The following is a 19,113-nucleotide window of genomic DNA, read 5'->3' as shown; positions in this document are numbered from 1 at the left end:
AATTAGCTACTTAAAACACGCAACAAATCATATACAAAACCGTTACCCAACATTTGACCAAACCATTGAAAACATTGCTTAAAAATATAAATTGGACTAAAAAAAGCGGAATCCTGATTATCGGGATTTGTTTAAGTGCAATGCTTTTAAAATATTTGGTTGAACCTTACAGAGGAACTTGGATTTATCAATATGGAAATTTAATCTTCTTGTTTGGTTTCTACGGTGGAATTTTATGGTCGTTTATAAACACAATACTTTTGGTTTCAAAACATAAAACCGAATTGAAAAACAATCTGATTTGGATTTTTTTAAGTGCAATTCCATTTTTATATATTGGAATTATGATAGCAATCTCAATGACTAAAACATACTAATCGAATGAAATATAAAAATCTAATTTTTGGACTTTTGATTTCTTTCCTGTTAACCTCTTGTGATTGTTGGGTAATAATTGACGGAGAAATAATTGATTCGCGAACTAAAGAACCTATAGAAAAAGTTAGATTAGAATTCTTAAATATTGAAAGCACTGAAATAATAAATTCTACTGTCGCATCGCAAGAAGTTAATCGAATTTTCTCAACTGATTCAATCGGAATATTTTTTATGCGTTCTAACAATTACGGATTTTGCCCAAATATTGAACCTAAAATTAAAATTTGGAAAGATGGATATAAAACAAAGGAATTTATTGTAACAGAAGAAATTTCAAGAAATGAATTAGTAATTGAACTGGAAAAAGAATAAAAACGTTGGGTAACACCGTGTATAATTAATTGCTTTGTATCTGCTCATCTGGAATATTCCTGCGGAATATTCTCAGGTTCGTAAAAGTTTACTAATTTAGTTGCTAAACCACGCAACTAATCATACACAAACACGTTGTGGTGCATTTCCACTCAAACCTATAAAAACTGAATGAATCAATACGACAAACTCTTAACTTTAGAAAATTTCGAACTGGCATTTTACAGATTAAAAACAGCACAACGAAACTTATATAAGAGTATTTATTATTCAGATTTAAAAATTTTCGAAACTTTTTTACAATCGAATATTCAAACCTTAATTGAACAGTTAAAGACCAAAACTTATAAACCAGAAAGAGCTCATAAAATTTTCATTCCGAAGAAGAATGAATTAGTTCGACCTCTTTCAATGTTAAAATTTACTGACCTTCTAGTTTATCAAGCAATTGCAAATATAATTACTGATGCATCTTATGACAAAATAGCACCTTTATATGGAAATACAATTTTTGGAAATATTGTAAATCCCTCAAATTCAAACAATACAGATAAAATATTTTTCTTCCAACCTTGGAAAAAAAGCTGGAAAAAATTTAGTGAACGCTCTATAAAATATTTTGATGAAGGATATAAGTTTTTATCTGAATTTGATATAGCTTCTTTTTTTGATACAATCGACCATAGTATTTTATTTCAGATTCTAAAAAAAAGTTATGGTATTGAAGATGATATTATTGATTTACTTCAAGATTGTTTAGAAAATTGGACAGGCGACTTTAATCACAAAACTTTTATTTCTAAACACGGAATACCTCAAGGTCCTTTGTCCTCTGCATTTTTAGCTGACTTATATTTAATCTATCTAGATGATGAGATAACCACAAAAGGCAAGCTAGAGATTAAATATTTAAGATATGTAGATGATATTAGAATCTTTAGTAAAGACAAAAAAGTTTCAAGAAAAGCTATTGCTGCTTTAGATTTAATTTCAAGAGATTTAGGTTTAATACCTCAAGGAGGTAAAATATTTACTAAAGAAGTGATTGATATTAAAAAAGAACTTAAAGTACAAAACAACAAGTTCTCTGCAATAAATAAAGAATATTTAAAAGAAACAGATGGCAAACCACAAAAAACATTAAAAGCTAAAACCCATCGCCAATTAAAAAAGAGATTTATTGATTGCTTTGAACAAGACAACGATATAAGAAAGGAGGATTATTTAGATAAAACAATAATTGGATTTTCTCTTTTTAAACTAAATAAGGATGATGAAATAAAAGAACTCATTATTTCAAATTATGAATTACTTCTTACACAGTTTGAAGGGATTTTGTTTTACTTACAAAAACATTATAAGAATTCATCTGATGTACTTTCTTTCTTAAACTCTGTATTGGCAGATGATGATATTTTATTCCATCATCTTATAGCACTAATATTCAAATGGTTCCCGAATATTGAATTCAACGAAAATATATTTGAAAAATATATTTCAAAAGGAAATAGAAATTGGCTTGTTAGATATTATATGATTGATTGGCTATATCATAATAATAAAAACGAATTGTTTGAACTCTTATTGGTCGAAAATGGCGGGAATTATTTTATAGAAAGAAAAATAAATGATTATAAATTTATATCATCCAAAGACAACACTTTTAAAAAACTATTTACTATTAGGTTACTAAAAGATAAAAATGATTTATTAGCTCTACAAGGCTTATATCTTTCAATACGTAACTTAAGTATCTTTTTAGGTTTAGAATTGAATAATGATTATAATAGTTATGTTAAAAGAATTAAAGGAGGTGTTCTTGAAGATTATATTATTCAGACTCTAAAAAATAATTACAATATAACTAGTCCAGAAACATTTTTCAATAGAACAATTTGGTCTGATGACGAAATTTATGGAGTATTAAACGAGTCCTTACTTGCATATGAAAAATTTAGATTCAGCAAACCATCCATTGCAATTTTAAATTTAAATACATTTAACAACTTGTGTTTTGACAAAATATGTGAACGTTTAGAAATCAATAAACCTGCAAGTGAATTTGGTGTAAATTTAGATGCTAAAATTATTAATGATGAGCTTCCAAAAACTAATAGATATTGGATTGAAATCAATTCAAAGCGCAATCAAAAAACAGAAGCTCACCCTTATGATAAATATGGTAAAATTAGAGTTAAAATAGATAAAAATGAATTAATCAAATTACACGGAAAACAAATTGAATCCTTGAAAGAAATTTGCCTATACCGTAAATATTGAGAGAGAAAGAAAAAAAACGACACCACAACACCGTATATAATTTATTGCTGGCTTCTCGCCTACTTACGAAAGTCCTCGCGGACTTTCTTGGTCAGTAATTATTTACTAAATTAGGTGCTTGAAACACGCAACAAACCATATACAAACACGTTGCCAACAATTTGAGAAATGCTCGCAAATGTTAACATAATGAAATTAGCCTTTGATGCGTTAGAGCACGCTTCAATGAAAGAGAATTTCTCTGATTTTATGAATCAGCTAATTCAAAAGGCTGTTGAATTCTGGGAATTTAGAGATTTTGACTCTGCAATTGAAAAGTGTAATGAATTTATCGAATGGAATTCGGAAATTCAATTTGTGCATTTGTTTAAAGCAATGATTTATTCGTCAACTAAAGGTTTTTATAAATCCCAAAAGATAGTCGACGGAATAGATAAAGACACTTTAGATGAATATGAATTAAAAATTAGTTTATTCATTTCTTCAATTAACGAATTTTACACACATAAGTTTCAAGACGCTCTGAACACGTGCAATGAGTTTCTGAAATTGGACAATGGAACATTTACCGAAATCCATATAATCAGAGGATTTGCGAATGCATCGTTAGAAAGTCATAAAGAAGCTATTAAAGACTTTAAAATTGCATTAAAGGATACTGACCAAGAAAATGCTATAAAAGCAAATTTAGCATACAGTTATTTAAGAAATAAGAATCATTTAAAAGCCCTTATTATTTTTAGAAAAATATCAAAACACTATCCAAACCATTGGAAAGTTCAATACAATACTGGCTTATCATATTTTAAGTTTGAATTATTTAAAAAAGCAATGCCATTTCTAAATAAAACGGAGGAATTAAAATCAGATTTTTCTGGAACGTATTTGACAAGAGGATTTATTTATTTAAAAAAAGGAAAAAAAGAATTAGCTCATAAGGATTTTTTGAAAGCTAGAGAACTTGGAGCTGAAAGAAATTATGAAATTATAATGAGAAAATATTATCATAAATATTAAAAAACTGTTGGCAACACCGTGTATAATTAATTGCTAGTTTTAGCTTACTTACGAAAACCCCTTCGGATTTTCTAGTTAGTATTTATTTACTAAATTAGTTGCTTAACCACTCAACTAACCATACACATAAACGTTACCTGCAATTAAAAACGCAACGAATGAAACAGAAACTAATCACTTTATTAATAATTCTAACTTGTACATTTGGATTTGGTCAAGTAAGTCCAGAAGACATAATTGTGGTTTATGATTCTCTAAATCCAAAAGGCAAAGTTCTATTAAAAAGTGAAATGTCTAAAAATTTAGATTCCATCAATATGCATATGTTGGAAGAAACAAGATTGAAATTATTAACTAAAAAGGACAGTTTATTAATTAGTAAAGAAATAATTGGAAGTTGGAATCTGAACAGCGTTAAAACATCGAATGAAAAACCATACAACTTACAAGTATTTGAGAAAATTGAAATAACAAATGACGGAAAATTTAACATTGTAGATAATGACGAAATTATAAGTGGGAAATGGCGAATAAGTAAAGGGGAATTAACTTTACATTATAACGAACCTCAATGTCATATAAAAGACAAAGCTTTATTGAAAATTCTGCCTAAAGAACAAATTGAATCCTTAACATATAGTTCGAACTTTTTAAGCATTAGAAAAGTTGATAATAAGAATATTGTATTTATGCACTTCCTACCTGAAAACATAGAAAATATAGATGAGATGTTTTATGTATTAGTATTATCGAATTATGTGAAATCTGAATAAAAAACTGCAGGTAACACCGTGTATAATTAATTGCTTTGTCTCTGCTTATCTGGAATATTCCTTCGGAATATTCTCAGGTTCGTAAAAGTTTACTAAATTAGTTGCTTAACCACGCAACTAACCATACACAAACACGTTGTGCGTCATGTAAAACCAATCACGAATGAAAATAGAATCTATACGAATAGAAAACTTTAGAGCATATAAAGAAGAATTTATTGAATTTGATGACTATACTACATTTGTTGGTCCAAATGGAGTTGGAAAATCAACAGTATTTCATGCTTTAAACCTTTTTTTTAGACAAAATAAAGACAGTCAAACAGATTTATTAAAATTATCCGCAAATGACTTTCATCATTCTGATACAACAAAAGATATAAAAATAACTGTTACTTTTTCTTCTCTATCAGACGAAGCTAAAGAAGAATTAGCTGATTACGTAAGACAAGACAAATTAGTTGTAACTGCAATAGCAAAATATGACACAGTTACAGAAAGAGCTGACGTAAAACAGTTTGGTAATCGTCTCGGAATGGAAGAATTCAGAAAATTCTTTGAAGCCGATAAAAATGGGGCAAAAGCAACCGAATTAAAGGCAATATTCAAATCTTTTAAGGATAAATATCCTGAAATACCTTCTGCTAGTTCTAAAGCTGATATGACTTCAGCTTTAAATACATTTGAGGCTAGCAATCCAGAAAATTGTGTTTTAATCCCTAGCGAAGACCAATTTTATGGAGTTTCAAGAGGAGTAAATAAACTTGAATCACATGTTCAATGGATTTTTGTTCCTGCCATTAAAGATGCGACCGAAGAAAGTGAAGAATCATCAAAGTCTGCTCTTGGACAACTTTTAGCTAGAACAGTAAGGTCAAAAGTTTCTTTTGATGATAAAGTTAGAGATTTAAGAAACAACGTTCGTGCTGAATATCAAAAACTACTTGATGCTGAACAACAAACATTAGATGAGATTTCTAGTTCACTTCAAAATCGATTAGCTAATTGGGCTCACCCAAATATAACGGCTTCAATTCAATGGAAACAAGACCCAGAAAAATCTATTAAAATTGAAGAACCATTAGCAGGACTAAAAGTTGGAGAAAGAGGTTTTGAAGGCGAGCTTTCGAGATTCGGACATGGTTTACAACGTTCATATATGTTAGCTTTATTACAAGAGTTAACAAGTTTTGAATCAGAAAACGTTCCGACTTTAATCATGGGTATTGAAGAGCCTGAATTATTTCAGCATCCACCACAGACAAGATACCTTGCTGAAACTCTTTTTGATTTATCTCAAACAAATTCACAAATAATAATTTGCACTCATAATCCATTATTTATACCAGGAGATAGCTTTGATAAAATTAGATTAGTTTGCGAAGTTGGAGAACCAAGTGAAACAAAAGTAAAAAGATTATTCTATCAAGAATTAGCAGACCAATTACATAGTGTCGGAGAAAAACTAGTTAGCGAAAATGGTATGGTTGCAAAACTATACCCTTCCTTAAATCCAGTAATTAATGAAATGTTTTTCTGTAAAAAATTAATTTTAGTAGAGGGACATGAAGATATAGCGCATATAAATTCATATTTACTACTTACAAATAAGATGATAGAGTTTAGACGACATGGTTGTCATATAGTTCCTGTTGAAGGTAAAAACAAACTAATAAAGCCTTTAGCAATGGCAAAACTGCTAGATATTCCAACAATGGTTGTATATGATAGTGATACAGATAAGACTAGAGAACATGAAATTACTCAACATAAGAAAGAAAATAAAGCGATATTAGAATTAATGAATCTTAATTCCGAAAGTAATTGGCCAGAAAACTCTATAATAAAGGAAAATTTAACTTCATGGAAAACTAATTTAACAGATGAAATCTCTGTTGAATTTGGAGAAAACTTAAGAAAATACGAGGATAAAGCTATTGCCTTTTATGGAAATGCAGGAGGACTTAAAAAAAATCCATTGGCTATTGCTAAAATGTTAGAATATGCATGGATTGATGGAATTAAGTCTCAACAATTATTAAACTTGACTGATAGAATAGTTGAATTTATAAATAAGTAGAAAACACGAACGCACAACACCGTATATAATTTATTGCTGGCTTCTCGCCTACTTACGAAAGTCCTCGCGGACTTTCTTGGTCGGTAATTATTTACTAAATTAGTTGCTTTAAACACGCAACAAACCATATACAACAACGTTGTGTGCAATTTCTCAACAGACCCGAAAACAAAAGCTGAAAAACATTAATAATGATAATATTCGAAATTATTGGAAAACTTTTCATCGACATAATACTTGAAGGAATTATATATGGTTTCTTCAGATTAATCGGAAAAGGTTTTAATAAAATAGGCGAATTATTTTCTGGAACTGAAAAACAAATTGAACCGATTAAAATATTGGAGAAAAAGTATCTTTATAAAAAAATTGAACTGACTAAAAACCTTAACGAAAAATTAAAGTCTGGACAAAAAGGAGCAATTTTGGAAATAATTGATACGAATAAATTATTTGCGGAATTTTATGACAAAAAAGGAAAACAAATTGAACTAAATAATGAATTAATATTTGAAATCGGAATTAATCAATTTAAATTGAAAAAATAAAAGTGAGTATATTTTCAAAAATATTCAGAGTAAGTAACTTGGAGAGAAGTCGTTTTCAAATTGTTTTATGGTGGGAATTAAGAAGAGTTTTATATAATATATTTTTAATACTTGTAATTCTTTGTTCTTTATATATTATGGGACTTGATTTCTTGGAAATTGAAATGGGAACTGGGGAATACTTTATATTTCTAATCATAATTGGATTAGCATTAGCTTTGAATTTATTATATACTTTTGGGTGGGTTTTGGAATTATTTAGAAAACGAAATCTGACATTCGCCCCAAAGCTATTTAAATATATCTTTTTTTTAAGTTTTATTCTTTACGCTTGTTTAATTAGTATTTATAAATTGATATGAAATAAAAAACTGCACACAACACCGTATATAATTTATTGCTGGCTTCTCGCCTACTTACGAAAGTCCTCGCGGACTTTCTTAGTCGGTTAATTATTTACTAAATTAGTTGCTTGAAAAACGCAACAAACCATATACAAACACGTTGGCATTCATTGACGAACGAACTCTGAAGGAAAATGTAGATTAATTTAAAAAGACAAAATATGACATCATTAATGATTGGACCTTTCCAAATAATTTTAGTTTTAATAGTTCCTGTTGGAATTTTCCTTTTAGGATTCTTTATTGGAAAAAAATCAGGATATATAAAAAGAGTAAAGGAAACTGAAAACCTAAACAAGCAGATAAATTAAATCGGAATTTTAGAAAGTTTGCGGAATCGACTTCTGAACTGAAAAACCAAACTGAATGCGGAATTTAGCAAGTTGCGAAATTGCTCACTCAATCGGAATTGAAAAAGTTTGCGGAATGAATCGTTGAATGAATTTAATAACATTATGAATAAACAAACCAAATCAATAATAATAGGAGGATTAGTTGGAGGAATTGTTTATGCCAGCATAATGGCTGGATTTGACTTTTCAGACGGACAAAATTTTAGAATATGGAGATTTATATTTAATGCTTTAATTTTTGGAACATTTATGGGATTAATGACTCGATATAACATCAAAAAACAATTGGAACAAGAAAATAATAACGAATAATAAAACAACGAAATGCCAACACCGTGTATAATTAATGGCTAGTTCGAGCTTACTTACGAAAATCCTCGCGGATTTTCTATTTGGTTTGTATTTGCTAAATTAGTTGCCTAACCACGCAACTAACCATACACAAGACCGTTATGCCACATTAAAAACCAGCATTACGGTCGAAAATGGACTGACCATCCAAAGTCGAAAAGATTTTGAAACGACATAAAAAAATATTAAATTAGAGGATGTTATGAGCATAAGTTCGAAAATCTTAAGAGTAGGACACAAATTTAATTATAAACATAAAAATAATTTAAAAATGGAAAAATATATAAAAATATCGATTTTTACTCTTCTTATTTCTTCAATTTTAATTTACAGTTGTTCAGAGAATAGTGATTTAAACACTATGGAAGAGAATCAAAACGAAGTCATCTTTGAAGATGTTACTCTGAAGGATAATGTAAGTCCCAATTTTTATGACAACCACTTTTATTTGATTGAAAAACTTGGCAATAATGCAGAAAAAGAAATGATTATAGCCAAACTTCAAGATAATAGTATTGAGTTAAAGAATTTGAATATGGATATAATAAAAAAATTCTATTTGAATAATTCTGACATAAATATGTTTTCTATACCTTTTATGAATTCAGAGAATATGGTTATAATTTATCAATTTGACAATACTTATCAAGTATCTGTTGCCGAATATAATAAATTGGATAAATTCAACGAATTTAAATTAAAGACTTTAGACAATAAGTTATATTATTCTGTTGAAATTAACGACCAAAATCAAATAGGAGGTATTGTCATAGCAGATAATGACAAAATTGCTGATTTTAGTAATGAAGTCTACAATATTTCAACTGAAAAACATAATTCACTAAACCATAATTCTAATAATTCTCAAGCAAAGTCAGGATGTTGTAGACAACAATCAGGATGGAGTGATTGTATGGATTGTACTGTAAGTTATTGTGGTTCAAAATGGTGGTGCGTAGCAGGTTTAGTTGCAGCTGGTCCAGAAGTTTTAGCAGCTTTTGGTGCCTCTTGTATTGGAGCTGGTCCAAACGCATCTTGTTAAATTAAATATTTATATTATGAAAAAATTAGCAAAATTAAAGTTTTGGAGTTTTTTAATTTCTGGACTTCTTTTTTTATTCTTTGGAGCTTATTTTTATTTCTCTGGTAGCTCATCAAGTTCTACGGCTGAAGTATTAATGATGGCTGGTATAGGACAATTAGTTTTGTTTTATGGTCTTTTATTTTATTTATATAAAGGAAATTTGAAAAGTGCAATGAATAATTAACAATAACGTGGCATAACAATGTATATAAAAAATAGCAGTTTAGAACTAAACCAAAGGTTCGGTTCTTTTCTGCTATTTTTGTTAATAATCTGAAAATTAATATCATATAAACCTGCTACTTATCATATACGGAGACGTTGGCAAACATTTTGCGCATGTCAACAATTTCAAGGCTTTCACTAAAGTCTTTACTTATTTGCTTCCAAAAACTACGCTGGAATTCAAAGCGGAAAATTTAAAAAGTATTGCGCTAGAATTTTTCACTCATTCGGAACGTTACGCACGAATTTAGGCTTGCCCAACTTTTGATCATTACATCAATATTATCGCAATCCTCAACTTTTGGCTGGTAAGCGGAATCGTAAAACATACGACCGAACTGTTCGCTATTTTATCAATCCAAATTTAATAGTTTAAACAAATCCTCTGTGATTTCACAAAATTTCGGCTAATTAAAAAATGATTCTATTTGTGGAAAAACGGAATAATATTTCGGAGATTTTATTTAATAATAATTAAAATTACGCCCGAATGACAAAACATGCCCTAAATGCACAAAGGAGTAGTTCGTAAAAAAAAAAAACGTTAGCCAACAATGCATATAATTCATAGCTGCTTCTTACCTACTGTCGAAAAACCTCGCGGTTTTTCTATTTTCGTTATTATTTACTAACTTACTTGCTGAAATAACGCTACAAATCATATACGAGACCGTTGTAGCACATTTAAGAAATGTACGATAAGAAATTTTATATTTACTTCTATTTTAGGAGTTCACTTGATAATCCATAAAATTATAATTAATCCTTCTAAGAAATTAAAAAATCAATTACAGTTTAAAGAAAAGTAATCCATAGTATACCCATCCCAATTACTACCATACCAACCGGTCAATAATGTATCATATTGATTTTGACTAACTTGAATACAAGAAATAGGATTAGAAGTCCAATAAAAATTAAGTAAATTACTAATTGCACTAACATCTAAATTGGAGAATTGGTTAAATCTGCAGTGAACTGTCCTTAAATTTATATTAGAACTTAAATCTAAGTTACTTAAATTATTCTGATGACAATATAAATGATATAAATTGATATTATTACTTATATCTAATTCAGTAAGTTGATTTCCCCCAACATCTAAATGCCACAAATCTATATTTTGATTAATATTTAAACTCGTTAATTGATTATCACTGCAGTCAAGTTTAATTAATTTCACGTTATTACTCAAGTCTAATGTAGAGATTTGATTATCATACAGGTATAATTCTTCTAAATCCATAAAATCTTCAATACCAGTTAGATCTTCAATACCTTCATCACCAAGTGATAATATTTTCACTGTTCTAATTTTGGACGTAACAACATAATCATCTAATAACGTAGAATCATCGTGATCATCATATCCCCAAGCAATTAACATTTTCTCAAAATTATCATCAGGTACATAAGTCCTTTCTTCATACAATCGTTCAAATTCAACCTCATTCCCATAAAACTCACCATTATCCGTTAATAAAAATGTTCTAACATAAAATATTCCATTATAATCAGGAATATTAATTAAAATAGATAAATTTTCACTGCTTTCTGTTATTGAAATAACATAATCATATCTATCTGCACCAGGATTGGTGGAAAATACAAATCCTTTAATAATAATATTTGTATCACAAGGTTCAATTATATTTCCATTAAATACAGCAGTTGTTGCAGTAATATCAGAAACTGAATTGGTGGTCAATTGAGCTTCATTCTCACAGGGTGTATCGTTTGCTGAATCTGAATTTGAACACGAAAAAAATAGGTTTAGAATTACTAAAATCAGAATTGTGTTTTTCATAAACATTGTTAAATTAGATTTTTCTTGTAAATTTATTATCATAGATTTCTGAATTTCAAAACCCTATCCTCTGAACAAATTTAACATAAAATATTCGATATTATGATGATAATTATCAATTTGCAATAATTCACTTTTTATCAGCAGTTTTAGAAAAAACAATAAAAGTTTCGGTAAAAATAAAAACGTGCTACAACACCGTGTATAATTAATTGCTAGGTTCTTCCCTACTTGCGAAAATTCCTGCGGAATTTTCACGGGTTCGTAAAAGTTTGCTAACTTAGTTGCCTAACCACGCAACTAACCATACACAAGACCGTTGTAAACAATATGAGAAAAACTTTAGGAATTCTAATTTGCTTATTGATTTTATCAAGCTGTAGTAATAAAAATTATTCAGTTGAATCAATATGTGATTGTTATTCCAAATCTGAAATCATTAAATTTGACCAAAAATTAAATGGTTGTTTATCGGAATTCAACGCTGAACTGAATGAAAATAAAAAGCTGAATTCGGAGGAATTATATAAAGCAGAGTTGACCAAACTGACAAAAAACCTTATCTCTAATTGCGAACAGTATCAAAAGGATTTTAACGAAGTTCTACTCAATAAATATTCCAACAGGAAGACTACAGAAATTCAACGAAAAGAATTACTGGAAAAAATTGACAGTAACGAAAATAAAGCTGTGAATCTAATAAGATTATCTGAATTAGAAATAGTCAATGGAAATTTTGAACAAGCTGAAAAATTAATAAATCAATCAATAAAATTGGACTCAAATATTGAGAGTGCATATTTAGTAAAAGGTTTTTTAAGTCATAAAAAGAGTGATTTTGAACAAGCCATTTACGATTTTGAGATTATGAGAAAAATAACAAAAAGCAACGAATTAAAATTTATGGCAGATTTAATGATTTTGAATCTAAAACAAGAAATGAAATAAATACTGTTTACAACACCGTGTATAATTAATTGCTTTGTAAGTGCTCATCTGGAATATTCCTTCGGAATATTCTCAGGTTCGTAAAAGTTTACTAAATTAGTTGCTTAACCACGCAACTAACCATACACAAGACCGTTGTGGCACATATGAGAAAAACAACAATATTCATATTATTAACATTGATTTTTAATTCAGTAATTGGACAAAATATGAACGGAAAATGGATTCTGAAAGACGTTGATTCAGGAAATGAAAAAAAAGGATATCCTGGTTTTCAACTTCTTGAAATCAGCAACGACAATGTTGATGTTTATACAGATTTTACTCTTAAAGAAAAAGCAACAACATTGAAAATGGACAATGGAAACTTTTTGAACCATAACAATGAGAAAACCTCGAAATACGAAATCGTTAATGAGAATCACATAAAGTGGTTTATCGACGGAAAGTCAAATGACAAAGACGCTATTTTTGAATGTGACTTTTATCGACTTGAACCGACAATCACAACGCTGAAAAAAGAAGATATTGAAAAATTGACTTTCGTGCTGACTGAAAACGGACGAGAATCGGAATTTGAATTTAATAAAGAGCTTTGGGATAAAGAAAGATTGGAACGGTTTAAGAGAAAAGAAGGAGAGAAAAAAATGATTGAACAGATTGACTCAACGTTTTTTGTTTCTATGTATTTTAATGGAAAAAGAAATGGTTCAATTCCAATCAAAGAAGTTACATCGGAATTTTTAAAACTTTATTTAATTCCAACTGGACCAATGGAAATGATAGCATACCGAAAAGAATAAAATACGTGCCACAACACCGTGTATAAGTTATGGCTGGGTCTGTGCTTACTTGGAAAATCCTGCGGATTTTCCACAGGCAGTTGACCGTTTGGAATTGTCCGTGATGGCACACGCCACAACTCATACACATAAACGTTACCTGTAATACCCAACCAACAATCTTTATGACTAAACTAGAAAAATATAATGTAAAGATTAAATTACCTGAAATAAAAGTCAATCTATCGGATACTATTGATTTCTTTAAACAAATAGAAAACAAAAAAGAGGGAATAATCAAATCAAAATGGGAACCAATTAACGACTTAGAAATTGAATTCCATTACAATGTTGATAAATGGGTATACTTAACAAAGCCTCTGAAAAAATATGACTCTTCGTGCCAACATATTGGCTCTGGACTCTTAGATAAATTTGACATTGTAACGAAATCTTCTTTATACAATCTAAAAAATGGAGTAAGTAAATGCTCTTTAAAAATTTCTAACTTAACTAATAAAGGAGAAATTAGAGAAATAGAACAAAACTATTCTGAAGACAAAAGTTTTTTTCGATTAGCAATGCCAATTGACGGTTATACAAAAGTCCCAAATAAATACTTCTGGACAAATTCTTTTAAAATTGGAGATTCTATAAGAGCAGCTGGTTATTTAGAAATAAAAATTGATGACATTAATCTTGGGTTATTCGACTATAAAATTGAAAACAAACGATTCATTTTTATAGATTGTCATAAAGAAATTAAAAAGGAAAAATTTGAAAAATTAGCGGAAACTATTTTATATTCTTACGCTTTCATTAGTGGTTGCCTAATTAATACAACTTATAACTATTTAAAATTTCAAAATAGTAATTTTACAAAATTAGTTGGTTTTAAAGTTAAAAGAGTTGAGAAAAGTATAATTACAAATTATGAACTCTTTAATACAAGAGAATTTAAAACTTATTTTAATACCAAAAGTCTATACTTCTTTCCTAAAAAAATAGTTTCTAACCTTTCTAACTCGTGCTATACCAATCCACGATTTCTTAGAGCTTTAAGAATATTATGTAACGCGAGACAAAAACCAGTTGAAATTGAAGCATCTTCAATCTTTGTTGTATTAGAAACAATTAAAGATTTAATTTTAATCAATAAAACAGAAAAAGTTTCGCCATTTAAGGATGATGAATTTGCTAAAAAAATAATTAAAGAATTCAAACAAGAAATTGAATCTCTCGACGATTCAAATTTCAATCGGAAAAATTCGGTACTCAATAAAATACAAGATTTAAATAAACCAGGTAATAACGAGAGTTTTAGACTAGCATTTGAAATGGTAGGATTTGAACTTTCAAAAAATGATAAGAAATGTATAGCAATGCGAAATAGATTCTTACACGGAAATATGCCATATGATAATGAAGTTCAAGAAGAAAGACAAAAGCAGTTGGCAAAAATAAGCTTAAGTGCTCATTTTTTAACTTGCTGTTTGATTTTAAAATATATTGGCTTCGATGGTTACGTAAAGAATTTTCTCAAATTTCTTGATATTACAAACGAAATTGATGAGATTGATGAAAAACTTTTTAGAAAAATATAAAAGTACTACAGGTAACACCGTATATAATTTATTGCTAGTTCTAGCCTACTTACGAAAATCCTCGCGGATTTTCTATTCAGTTTTTATTTGCTAACTTTAGTGCTTAAACCACGCAACAAACCATATACAAACACGTTGGCAGTAATTAAAAAAAATGAAAAACCTTATAAAATATGCTATTAAATACGGTCTATCAGAAGATTTAATTCAAGAGATAAATTTGAATGGTAAACAAATTGAAATCAAAAAAAACGAAAATATTCTTAATGTTGGAGAACATAGTAAATATATCTATATAGTAATCAAAGGTGGATTTATAAGTCAGTATTTTGATGATAATAAATCAAAATTTAGAACAACTTCGTTCCATATTGACAATTATCATCCATTTATGACGCAACCAGAAAGTTATTTTTCAAAGAAACCTTCTGATACGCAAATAAAAGCATTTAAAAATTCCCAAGTAATTGAATTTCATAGAAATACAATAGAAAAATTAAGTTTGAAACATAAATCTTTTGATAAATTTTGTAATACGCATATTATAGAAGCTCTCATTTTTATAAATCAAATAAAGTCTAAATTAATAGGTCTTCCCAAAGATAAATTATACGATTACCTCCTAGAAGAACACGGTCCAATTACTAAAAATGTTCCCTCAAAGTATATAGCAGAATTTATGGGAGTTACACCCCAATGGTTAAGTAAAATAAAACGTACTAGTTGAAACATGAAATTAGTTTCATCAAACTCAAATAAATTACATTTATTTTTGTGCTTTACAAAAACTATAGATCACAACTTAACTCAAATTAAAATGAAAAATAAAATCAGCCTTACACTTATAACACTTCTTTTTTCTACTTTTTTATTCAGTCAGAACTTAGCAAAAATTAGCAATGACTATAACAAAAGAAACTTAATAGAAGGTAATATTCCTGAAAAATGGGAAGACGGAATGAGAACATCCGGAGATAAAGGAAGCTATGAATGGTGGTATTTTGATGCTCATTTGCATGATGGGAGTACTGTTGTAATGACGTTTTACACCAAGTTCATGACCGACATAAAAAAACCTTTTAATCCATACTTGACGGTTAGTATAGATAAAGCTGATGGTAGTAAAATATCAGAAAAAATTTACTGTGACCCAGAAGATTTTTTCGCTTCAAAAGATTCGTGTAATGTTAAGATGGGTAATAGTTATGCAGAAGGAAACCTAAAGGAATACAAAATTCATATTGAAAATGAAGATATAAACTTAACAGCCGTAATAAAAAGAACTACGCAAAGCTGGAGACCAAAAACAGGACATATGGTATTTGGTGCTGACGAAAGCAAAGAATTCAATTGGGTAGTACCTGTACCTCAAGGTGAAATGGAAATTGAATATGATTACAAAGGTGTAACAACAAAAACAGTTGGTTCTGCCTACCATGACCATAATTGGGGAAATTTCTCTATGATGAAAATTTTTAACCATTGGTATTGGTCAAGAGCTGAAATTGGTCCTTATAACGTAATTGCTTCAGAAATGATATCAGAAAAAGAATTTAATAATGACAATATAATTACTTTTAATATTTCTAAGGATGGCGAAACAGTTGTTGATGATGGTGAATTAGTAACTCTATATAGAACTTATGGTAAGGAGCATCCAACATTAAAAAAAGATGTAAGTGACGATTTAATTTTTGTTTATAATGATCCTCAAACTGAATACAGGTATGAATATTCACTTTTTAGAGAAAAAACTATTGTTGAAGTAGATTTAATTTCGGCATCAGTCGGTAATGGGCTTAAATTCAAACTTGCAAAAATGCTTACTAGTATTGATCCTGCATATTTTAGATTTACTGGAAAAGCAGAAATAAGAGTTTACAAATCAGGTAAATTAATAGAGAAGCACACCAGTAACAAAGCGGTTTGGGAATTAATGTATTTTGGGGATCCTGTAGGTAAATAAAACTACTGCCAACAATGTATATAAAAAATAGGGCTTTTGTGCTAACTCCAAAGTTCTGTGTTTATTTACAAAGTCCGCTAAATATAAAATTTGGAATTTAAACGAAAATTAAAAACAAAATATTTATATTTAGCTAAGTGTTAAACCCGAAATATAGTGCTTATTTTATGCCCTACTTTTCATATACTAACCGTTGTGCATAATATCCAAGCCGAACGCAAAATGAAAGAAAGTAAAGACAGAGTTATAATTGCAAGTGATGTAAATGAACGTGACGGAATTGGAGTTGAAATCTATCGGAATGACGAGTCAATTGCAGAAATTTTTAGAGACGACACAGATAAAACGAGAACAATAAGAGTTTTTAAAGAAAATATTTCGCTTGAATTAATGGAGGAATGTATTGAGATATTTAAAAAAGAAATCCCTTGGGAGTTTATATCATATGACTAACCACGAATTGACATTTAGTAAAATAAAGAAACTTTTGGAAACTCATTTTCCAGAAAGAATTTCGGAATTTGAGAACGGAACTCATCTAACTCTGAATTCGGAAAACGAAAAAGAATCGTCAATTTGGATTGAACTCGATGAAGCTGGAATGTTAACTGTCGGATTTGGAATATCGCATAGACATTTCTATCCGAAAATTGATGATTTAAATGTCGGGTTTAGTGAATTTCTACACTTTTTGACTTGTAGAAAAAAAAGAACTGATTACTACAAAGGAAAATCACAATTCAAGAGCAAATATTATTACGAAAAAGAAAATGGAACTTTTGAAAATTATGGTATTGCATCGAGTTTGAATTTATCCTTTTGGAAAAAAACAACCAAAAAAACAATTAATCAAAACGGATTTATGAACTATGAGGAAAATAAATTAGAAATTGAGGAAATAAAAAATACTATGCACAACACCGTGTATAATTAATTGCTTTGTAAGTGCTCATCTGGAATATTCCTTCGGAATATTCTCAGGTTCGTAAAAGTTTACTAAATTAGTTGCTAAACCACGCAACTAACCATACACAAAACCGTTGTAAAACATTTACCAAATCAAGTAAATTACGGAAAACCATAACATAATTAAATTCTAATTATCGAATTTTGAAAATGAAAACATAAATTATATAAAATGAAAAAAACAATATTAATTTTAATTGGAATAATAACTTTTTCCTGCTCATCTGATGATGATGATGGTTGTAAATGTGAAGGTAAATTTACAAGAGCTAATAGTAGTGGAACGTATTTTTATGTAAATGGTGTTGATTGTGATACTGGCCAACCTGCTTTAGATCAACAGAATTCTGGAGAAATTGGACAAACAAATCCTGCTTTTTATGTAGGTTGTAACGATTAGATATTATGTGGATAAACGGATTTATAAAATGGAAAAGTAATGATTTAATTCCTCATAAATTTCTTTTTAAACATGGTAAGATTCAAGAAGTAGAGAATGAGAACTTTAAAGGAATAAAAGCATTTGAAAACAATTCTGATTTAGCTGATAAGTTAGAAATTTTTAAAACTTACAAAAGAGATAAATCAAATAATTATTCTAAATATTTCATTAAAAAATTAAAAGAAAATGAGGTGTTTTTAATGTTTTTGAAAATTAACAGATTTCAATATTGGAGACTAAAATGGCAACTAAAGGAATGGCTAATACAGTCAAAAGATTTTAAAATGGAAATCTTGAAATACTTAACAACTGCTTTTTTAGCTTATTTAATTGGAAAATTTAGTTAATAAAATAACAAAAAACGTTTTACAACACCGTATATAATTTATTGCTGGCTTCTCGCCTACTTACGAAAGTCCTCGCGGACTTTCTTGGTCGGTAATTATTTACTAAATTAGTTGCTTAAACCACGCAACAAACCATATACAAACACGTTAGCAATAATAGTCGCAAACAAACTTCCGTTCCTCTTTAGAAGATTAAAGCCTCTCGTTTTGCCGTTTCCTTTTCTGTGAACTTTGTGCTATTATTCCTTTTTTTAAAATAAAACGCATTAAAATCGTTCTCTATTTGCAATTTTTATTGTTTTAACTAAGCATTGAAGTTTTTCAAACATTCCCTAAAAGTCATGCGTTAGCAAGTTTGCGCTGAAAAATAAAAAAAGGCGTCAGTG

21 protein-coding genes are annotated in these 19,113 nt (G+C 28.9%); 20 read left to right on the top strand and 1 reads right to left on the bottom strand.

The annotated features are described in order from the left end of the window. The first annotated feature begins 65 nt into the window (after positions 1 to 65). The 11 genes from ACXGSQ_RS12185 (at position 66) to ACXGSQ_RS12135 (ending at position 9,824) form a co-directional block, all read left to right on the top strand. A complete protein-coding gene (locus ACXGSQ_RS12185; protein ID WP_458626442.1) occupies positions 66 to 377 on the top strand; it encodes a hypothetical protein in 312 nt (103 codons plus the stop codon). Positions 378 to 381: 4 nt separating this feature from the next. Continuing rightward, a complete protein-coding gene (locus ACXGSQ_RS12180) occupies positions 382 to 750 on the top strand; it encodes a hypothetical protein (protein ID WP_458626441.1) in 369 nt (122 codons plus the stop codon). A 171-nt stretch (positions 751 to 921) separates the two neighbouring features. Continuing rightward, positions 922 to 3,030: a reverse transcriptase domain-containing protein gene (locus ACXGSQ_RS12175; RefSeq protein ID WP_458626440.1), complete on the top strand. Its 2,109-nt coding sequence runs from the start codon at positions 922 to 924 to the stop codon at positions 3,028 to 3,030. Between the two features lie 189 nt (positions 3,031 to 3,219). After that, a complete protein-coding gene (locus ACXGSQ_RS12170) occupies positions 3,220 to 4,047 on the top strand; it encodes a tetratricopeptide repeat protein (RefSeq protein ID WP_458626439.1) in 828 nt (275 codons plus the stop codon). Between the two features lie 158 nt (positions 4,048 to 4,205). After that, positions 4,206 to 4,820 (top strand): hypothetical protein, encoded by a 615-nt coding sequence (locus ACXGSQ_RS12165; RefSeq protein ID WP_458626404.1) that lies wholly within the window; start codon positions 4,206 to 4,208, stop codon positions 4,818 to 4,820. A gap of 163 nt (positions 4,821 to 4,983) precedes the next feature. Further along, the gene (locus ACXGSQ_RS12160; RefSeq protein ID WP_458626438.1) at positions 4,984 to 6,900 is read left to right on the top strand and encodes an ATP-dependent nuclease; all 1,917 of its coding nucleotides are present in this window, start codon (positions 4,984 to 4,986) and stop codon (positions 6,898 to 6,900) included. Between the two features lie 191 nt (positions 6,901 to 7,091). Beyond that, the gene (locus ACXGSQ_RS12155) at positions 7,092 to 7,448 is read left to right on the top strand and encodes a hypothetical protein (protein WP_458626437.1); all 357 of its coding nucleotides are present in this window, start codon (positions 7,092 to 7,094) and stop codon (positions 7,446 to 7,448) included. Between the two features lie 565 nt (positions 7,449 to 8,013). After that, the gene (locus ACXGSQ_RS12150) at positions 8,014 to 8,163 is read left to right on the top strand and encodes a hypothetical protein (RefSeq protein WP_334466822.1); all 150 of its coding nucleotides are present in this window, start codon (positions 8,014 to 8,016) and stop codon (positions 8,161 to 8,163) included. A 144-nt stretch (positions 8,164 to 8,307) separates the two neighbouring features. Continuing rightward, complete coding sequence (locus ACXGSQ_RS12145; RefSeq protein ID WP_458626436.1) at positions 8,308 to 8,517, top strand: hypothetical protein; 210 nt, start codon at positions 8,308 to 8,310, stop codon at positions 8,515 to 8,517. 310 nt (positions 8,518 to 8,827) lie between these two features. Next, complete coding sequence (locus ACXGSQ_RS12140; RefSeq protein WP_458626435.1) at positions 8,828 to 9,598, top strand: hypothetical protein; 771 nt, start codon at positions 8,828 to 8,830, stop codon at positions 9,596 to 9,598. A 16-nt stretch (positions 9,599 to 9,614) separates the two neighbouring features. After that, positions 9,615 to 9,824, top strand: a complete 210-nt coding sequence (locus ACXGSQ_RS12135) for a hypothetical protein (protein WP_458626434.1) — start codon at positions 9,615 to 9,617, stop codon at positions 9,822 to 9,824. Positions 9,825 to 10,649: 825 nt separating this feature from the next. Here ACXGSQ_RS12135 and ACXGSQ_RS12130 read toward each other — a convergent pair. Next, a complete protein-coding gene (locus tag ACXGSQ_RS12130) occupies positions 10,650 to 11,672 on the bottom strand; it encodes a leucine-rich repeat domain-containing protein (RefSeq protein ID WP_458626433.1) in 1,023 nt (340 codons plus the stop codon). Between the two features lie 330 nt (positions 11,673 to 12,002). On the opposite strand from ACXGSQ_RS12130, the gene ACXGSQ_RS12125 reads away from it, so the two are divergent. From ACXGSQ_RS12125 to ACXGSQ_RS12085, 9 genes are all read left to right on the top strand, one after another. Then, positions 12,003 to 12,620 carry a tetratricopeptide repeat protein gene (locus ACXGSQ_RS12125; protein WP_458626432.1) on the top strand — a complete coding sequence of 206 codons (618 nt, stop codon included), beginning with the start codon at positions 12,003 to 12,005 and terminating at the stop codon, positions 12,618 to 12,620. 209 nt (positions 12,621 to 12,829) lie between these two features. Beyond that, positions 12,830 to 13,423 (top strand): hypothetical protein, encoded by a 594-nt coding sequence (locus tag ACXGSQ_RS12120; RefSeq protein WP_458626431.1) that lies wholly within the window; start codon positions 12,830 to 12,832, stop codon positions 13,421 to 13,423. A gap of 164 nt (positions 13,424 to 13,587) precedes the next feature. Beyond that, positions 13,588 to 15,006, top strand: a complete 1,419-nt coding sequence (locus ACXGSQ_RS12115; RefSeq protein ID WP_458626430.1) for a hypothetical protein — start codon at positions 13,588 to 13,590, stop codon at positions 15,004 to 15,006. A gap of 154 nt (positions 15,007 to 15,160) precedes the next feature. Then, the gene (locus ACXGSQ_RS12110; protein WP_055436620.1) at positions 15,161 to 15,733 is read left to right on the top strand and encodes a Crp/Fnr family transcriptional regulator; all 573 of its coding nucleotides are present in this window, start codon (positions 15,161 to 15,163) and stop codon (positions 15,731 to 15,733) included. A 90-nt stretch (positions 15,734 to 15,823) separates the two neighbouring features. Next, a complete protein-coding gene (locus tag ACXGSQ_RS12105) occupies positions 15,824 to 16,972 on the top strand; it encodes a hypothetical protein (RefSeq protein WP_055436619.1) in 1,149 nt (382 codons plus the stop codon). Positions 16,973 to 17,128: 156 nt separating this feature from the next. After that, positions 17,129 to 17,425 carry a hypothetical protein gene (locus tag ACXGSQ_RS12100; protein ID WP_458626429.1) on the top strand — a complete coding sequence of 99 codons (297 nt, stop codon included), beginning with the start codon at positions 17,129 to 17,131 and terminating at the stop codon, positions 17,423 to 17,425. Positions 17,426 to 17,459: 34 nt separating this feature from the next. Next, complete coding sequence (locus ACXGSQ_RS12095) at positions 17,460 to 17,906, top strand: hypothetical protein (protein WP_458626428.1); 447 nt, start codon at positions 17,460 to 17,462, stop codon at positions 17,904 to 17,906. A gap of 204 nt (positions 17,907 to 18,110) precedes the next feature. After that, on the top strand, positions 18,111 to 18,338 hold the full coding sequence (locus ACXGSQ_RS12090; RefSeq protein ID WP_458626427.1) for a hypothetical protein: 228 nt from the start codon (positions 18,111 to 18,113) through the stop codon (positions 18,336 to 18,338). A 5-nt stretch (positions 18,339 to 18,343) separates the two neighbouring features. Beyond that, positions 18,344 to 18,727 carry a hypothetical protein gene (locus ACXGSQ_RS12085; RefSeq protein WP_458626426.1) on the top strand — a complete coding sequence of 128 codons (384 nt, stop codon included), beginning with the start codon at positions 18,344 to 18,346 and terminating at the stop codon, positions 18,725 to 18,727. The last annotated feature ends 386 nt before the right edge of the window (positions 18,728 to 19,113 follow it).

The sequence above is a fragment of the Winogradskyella sp. PC D3.3 genome (assembly GCF_054366245.1).
Note: the sequence above shows the minus strand (reverse complement) of the source record. Positions and strands in the feature narration are given on the sequence as shown.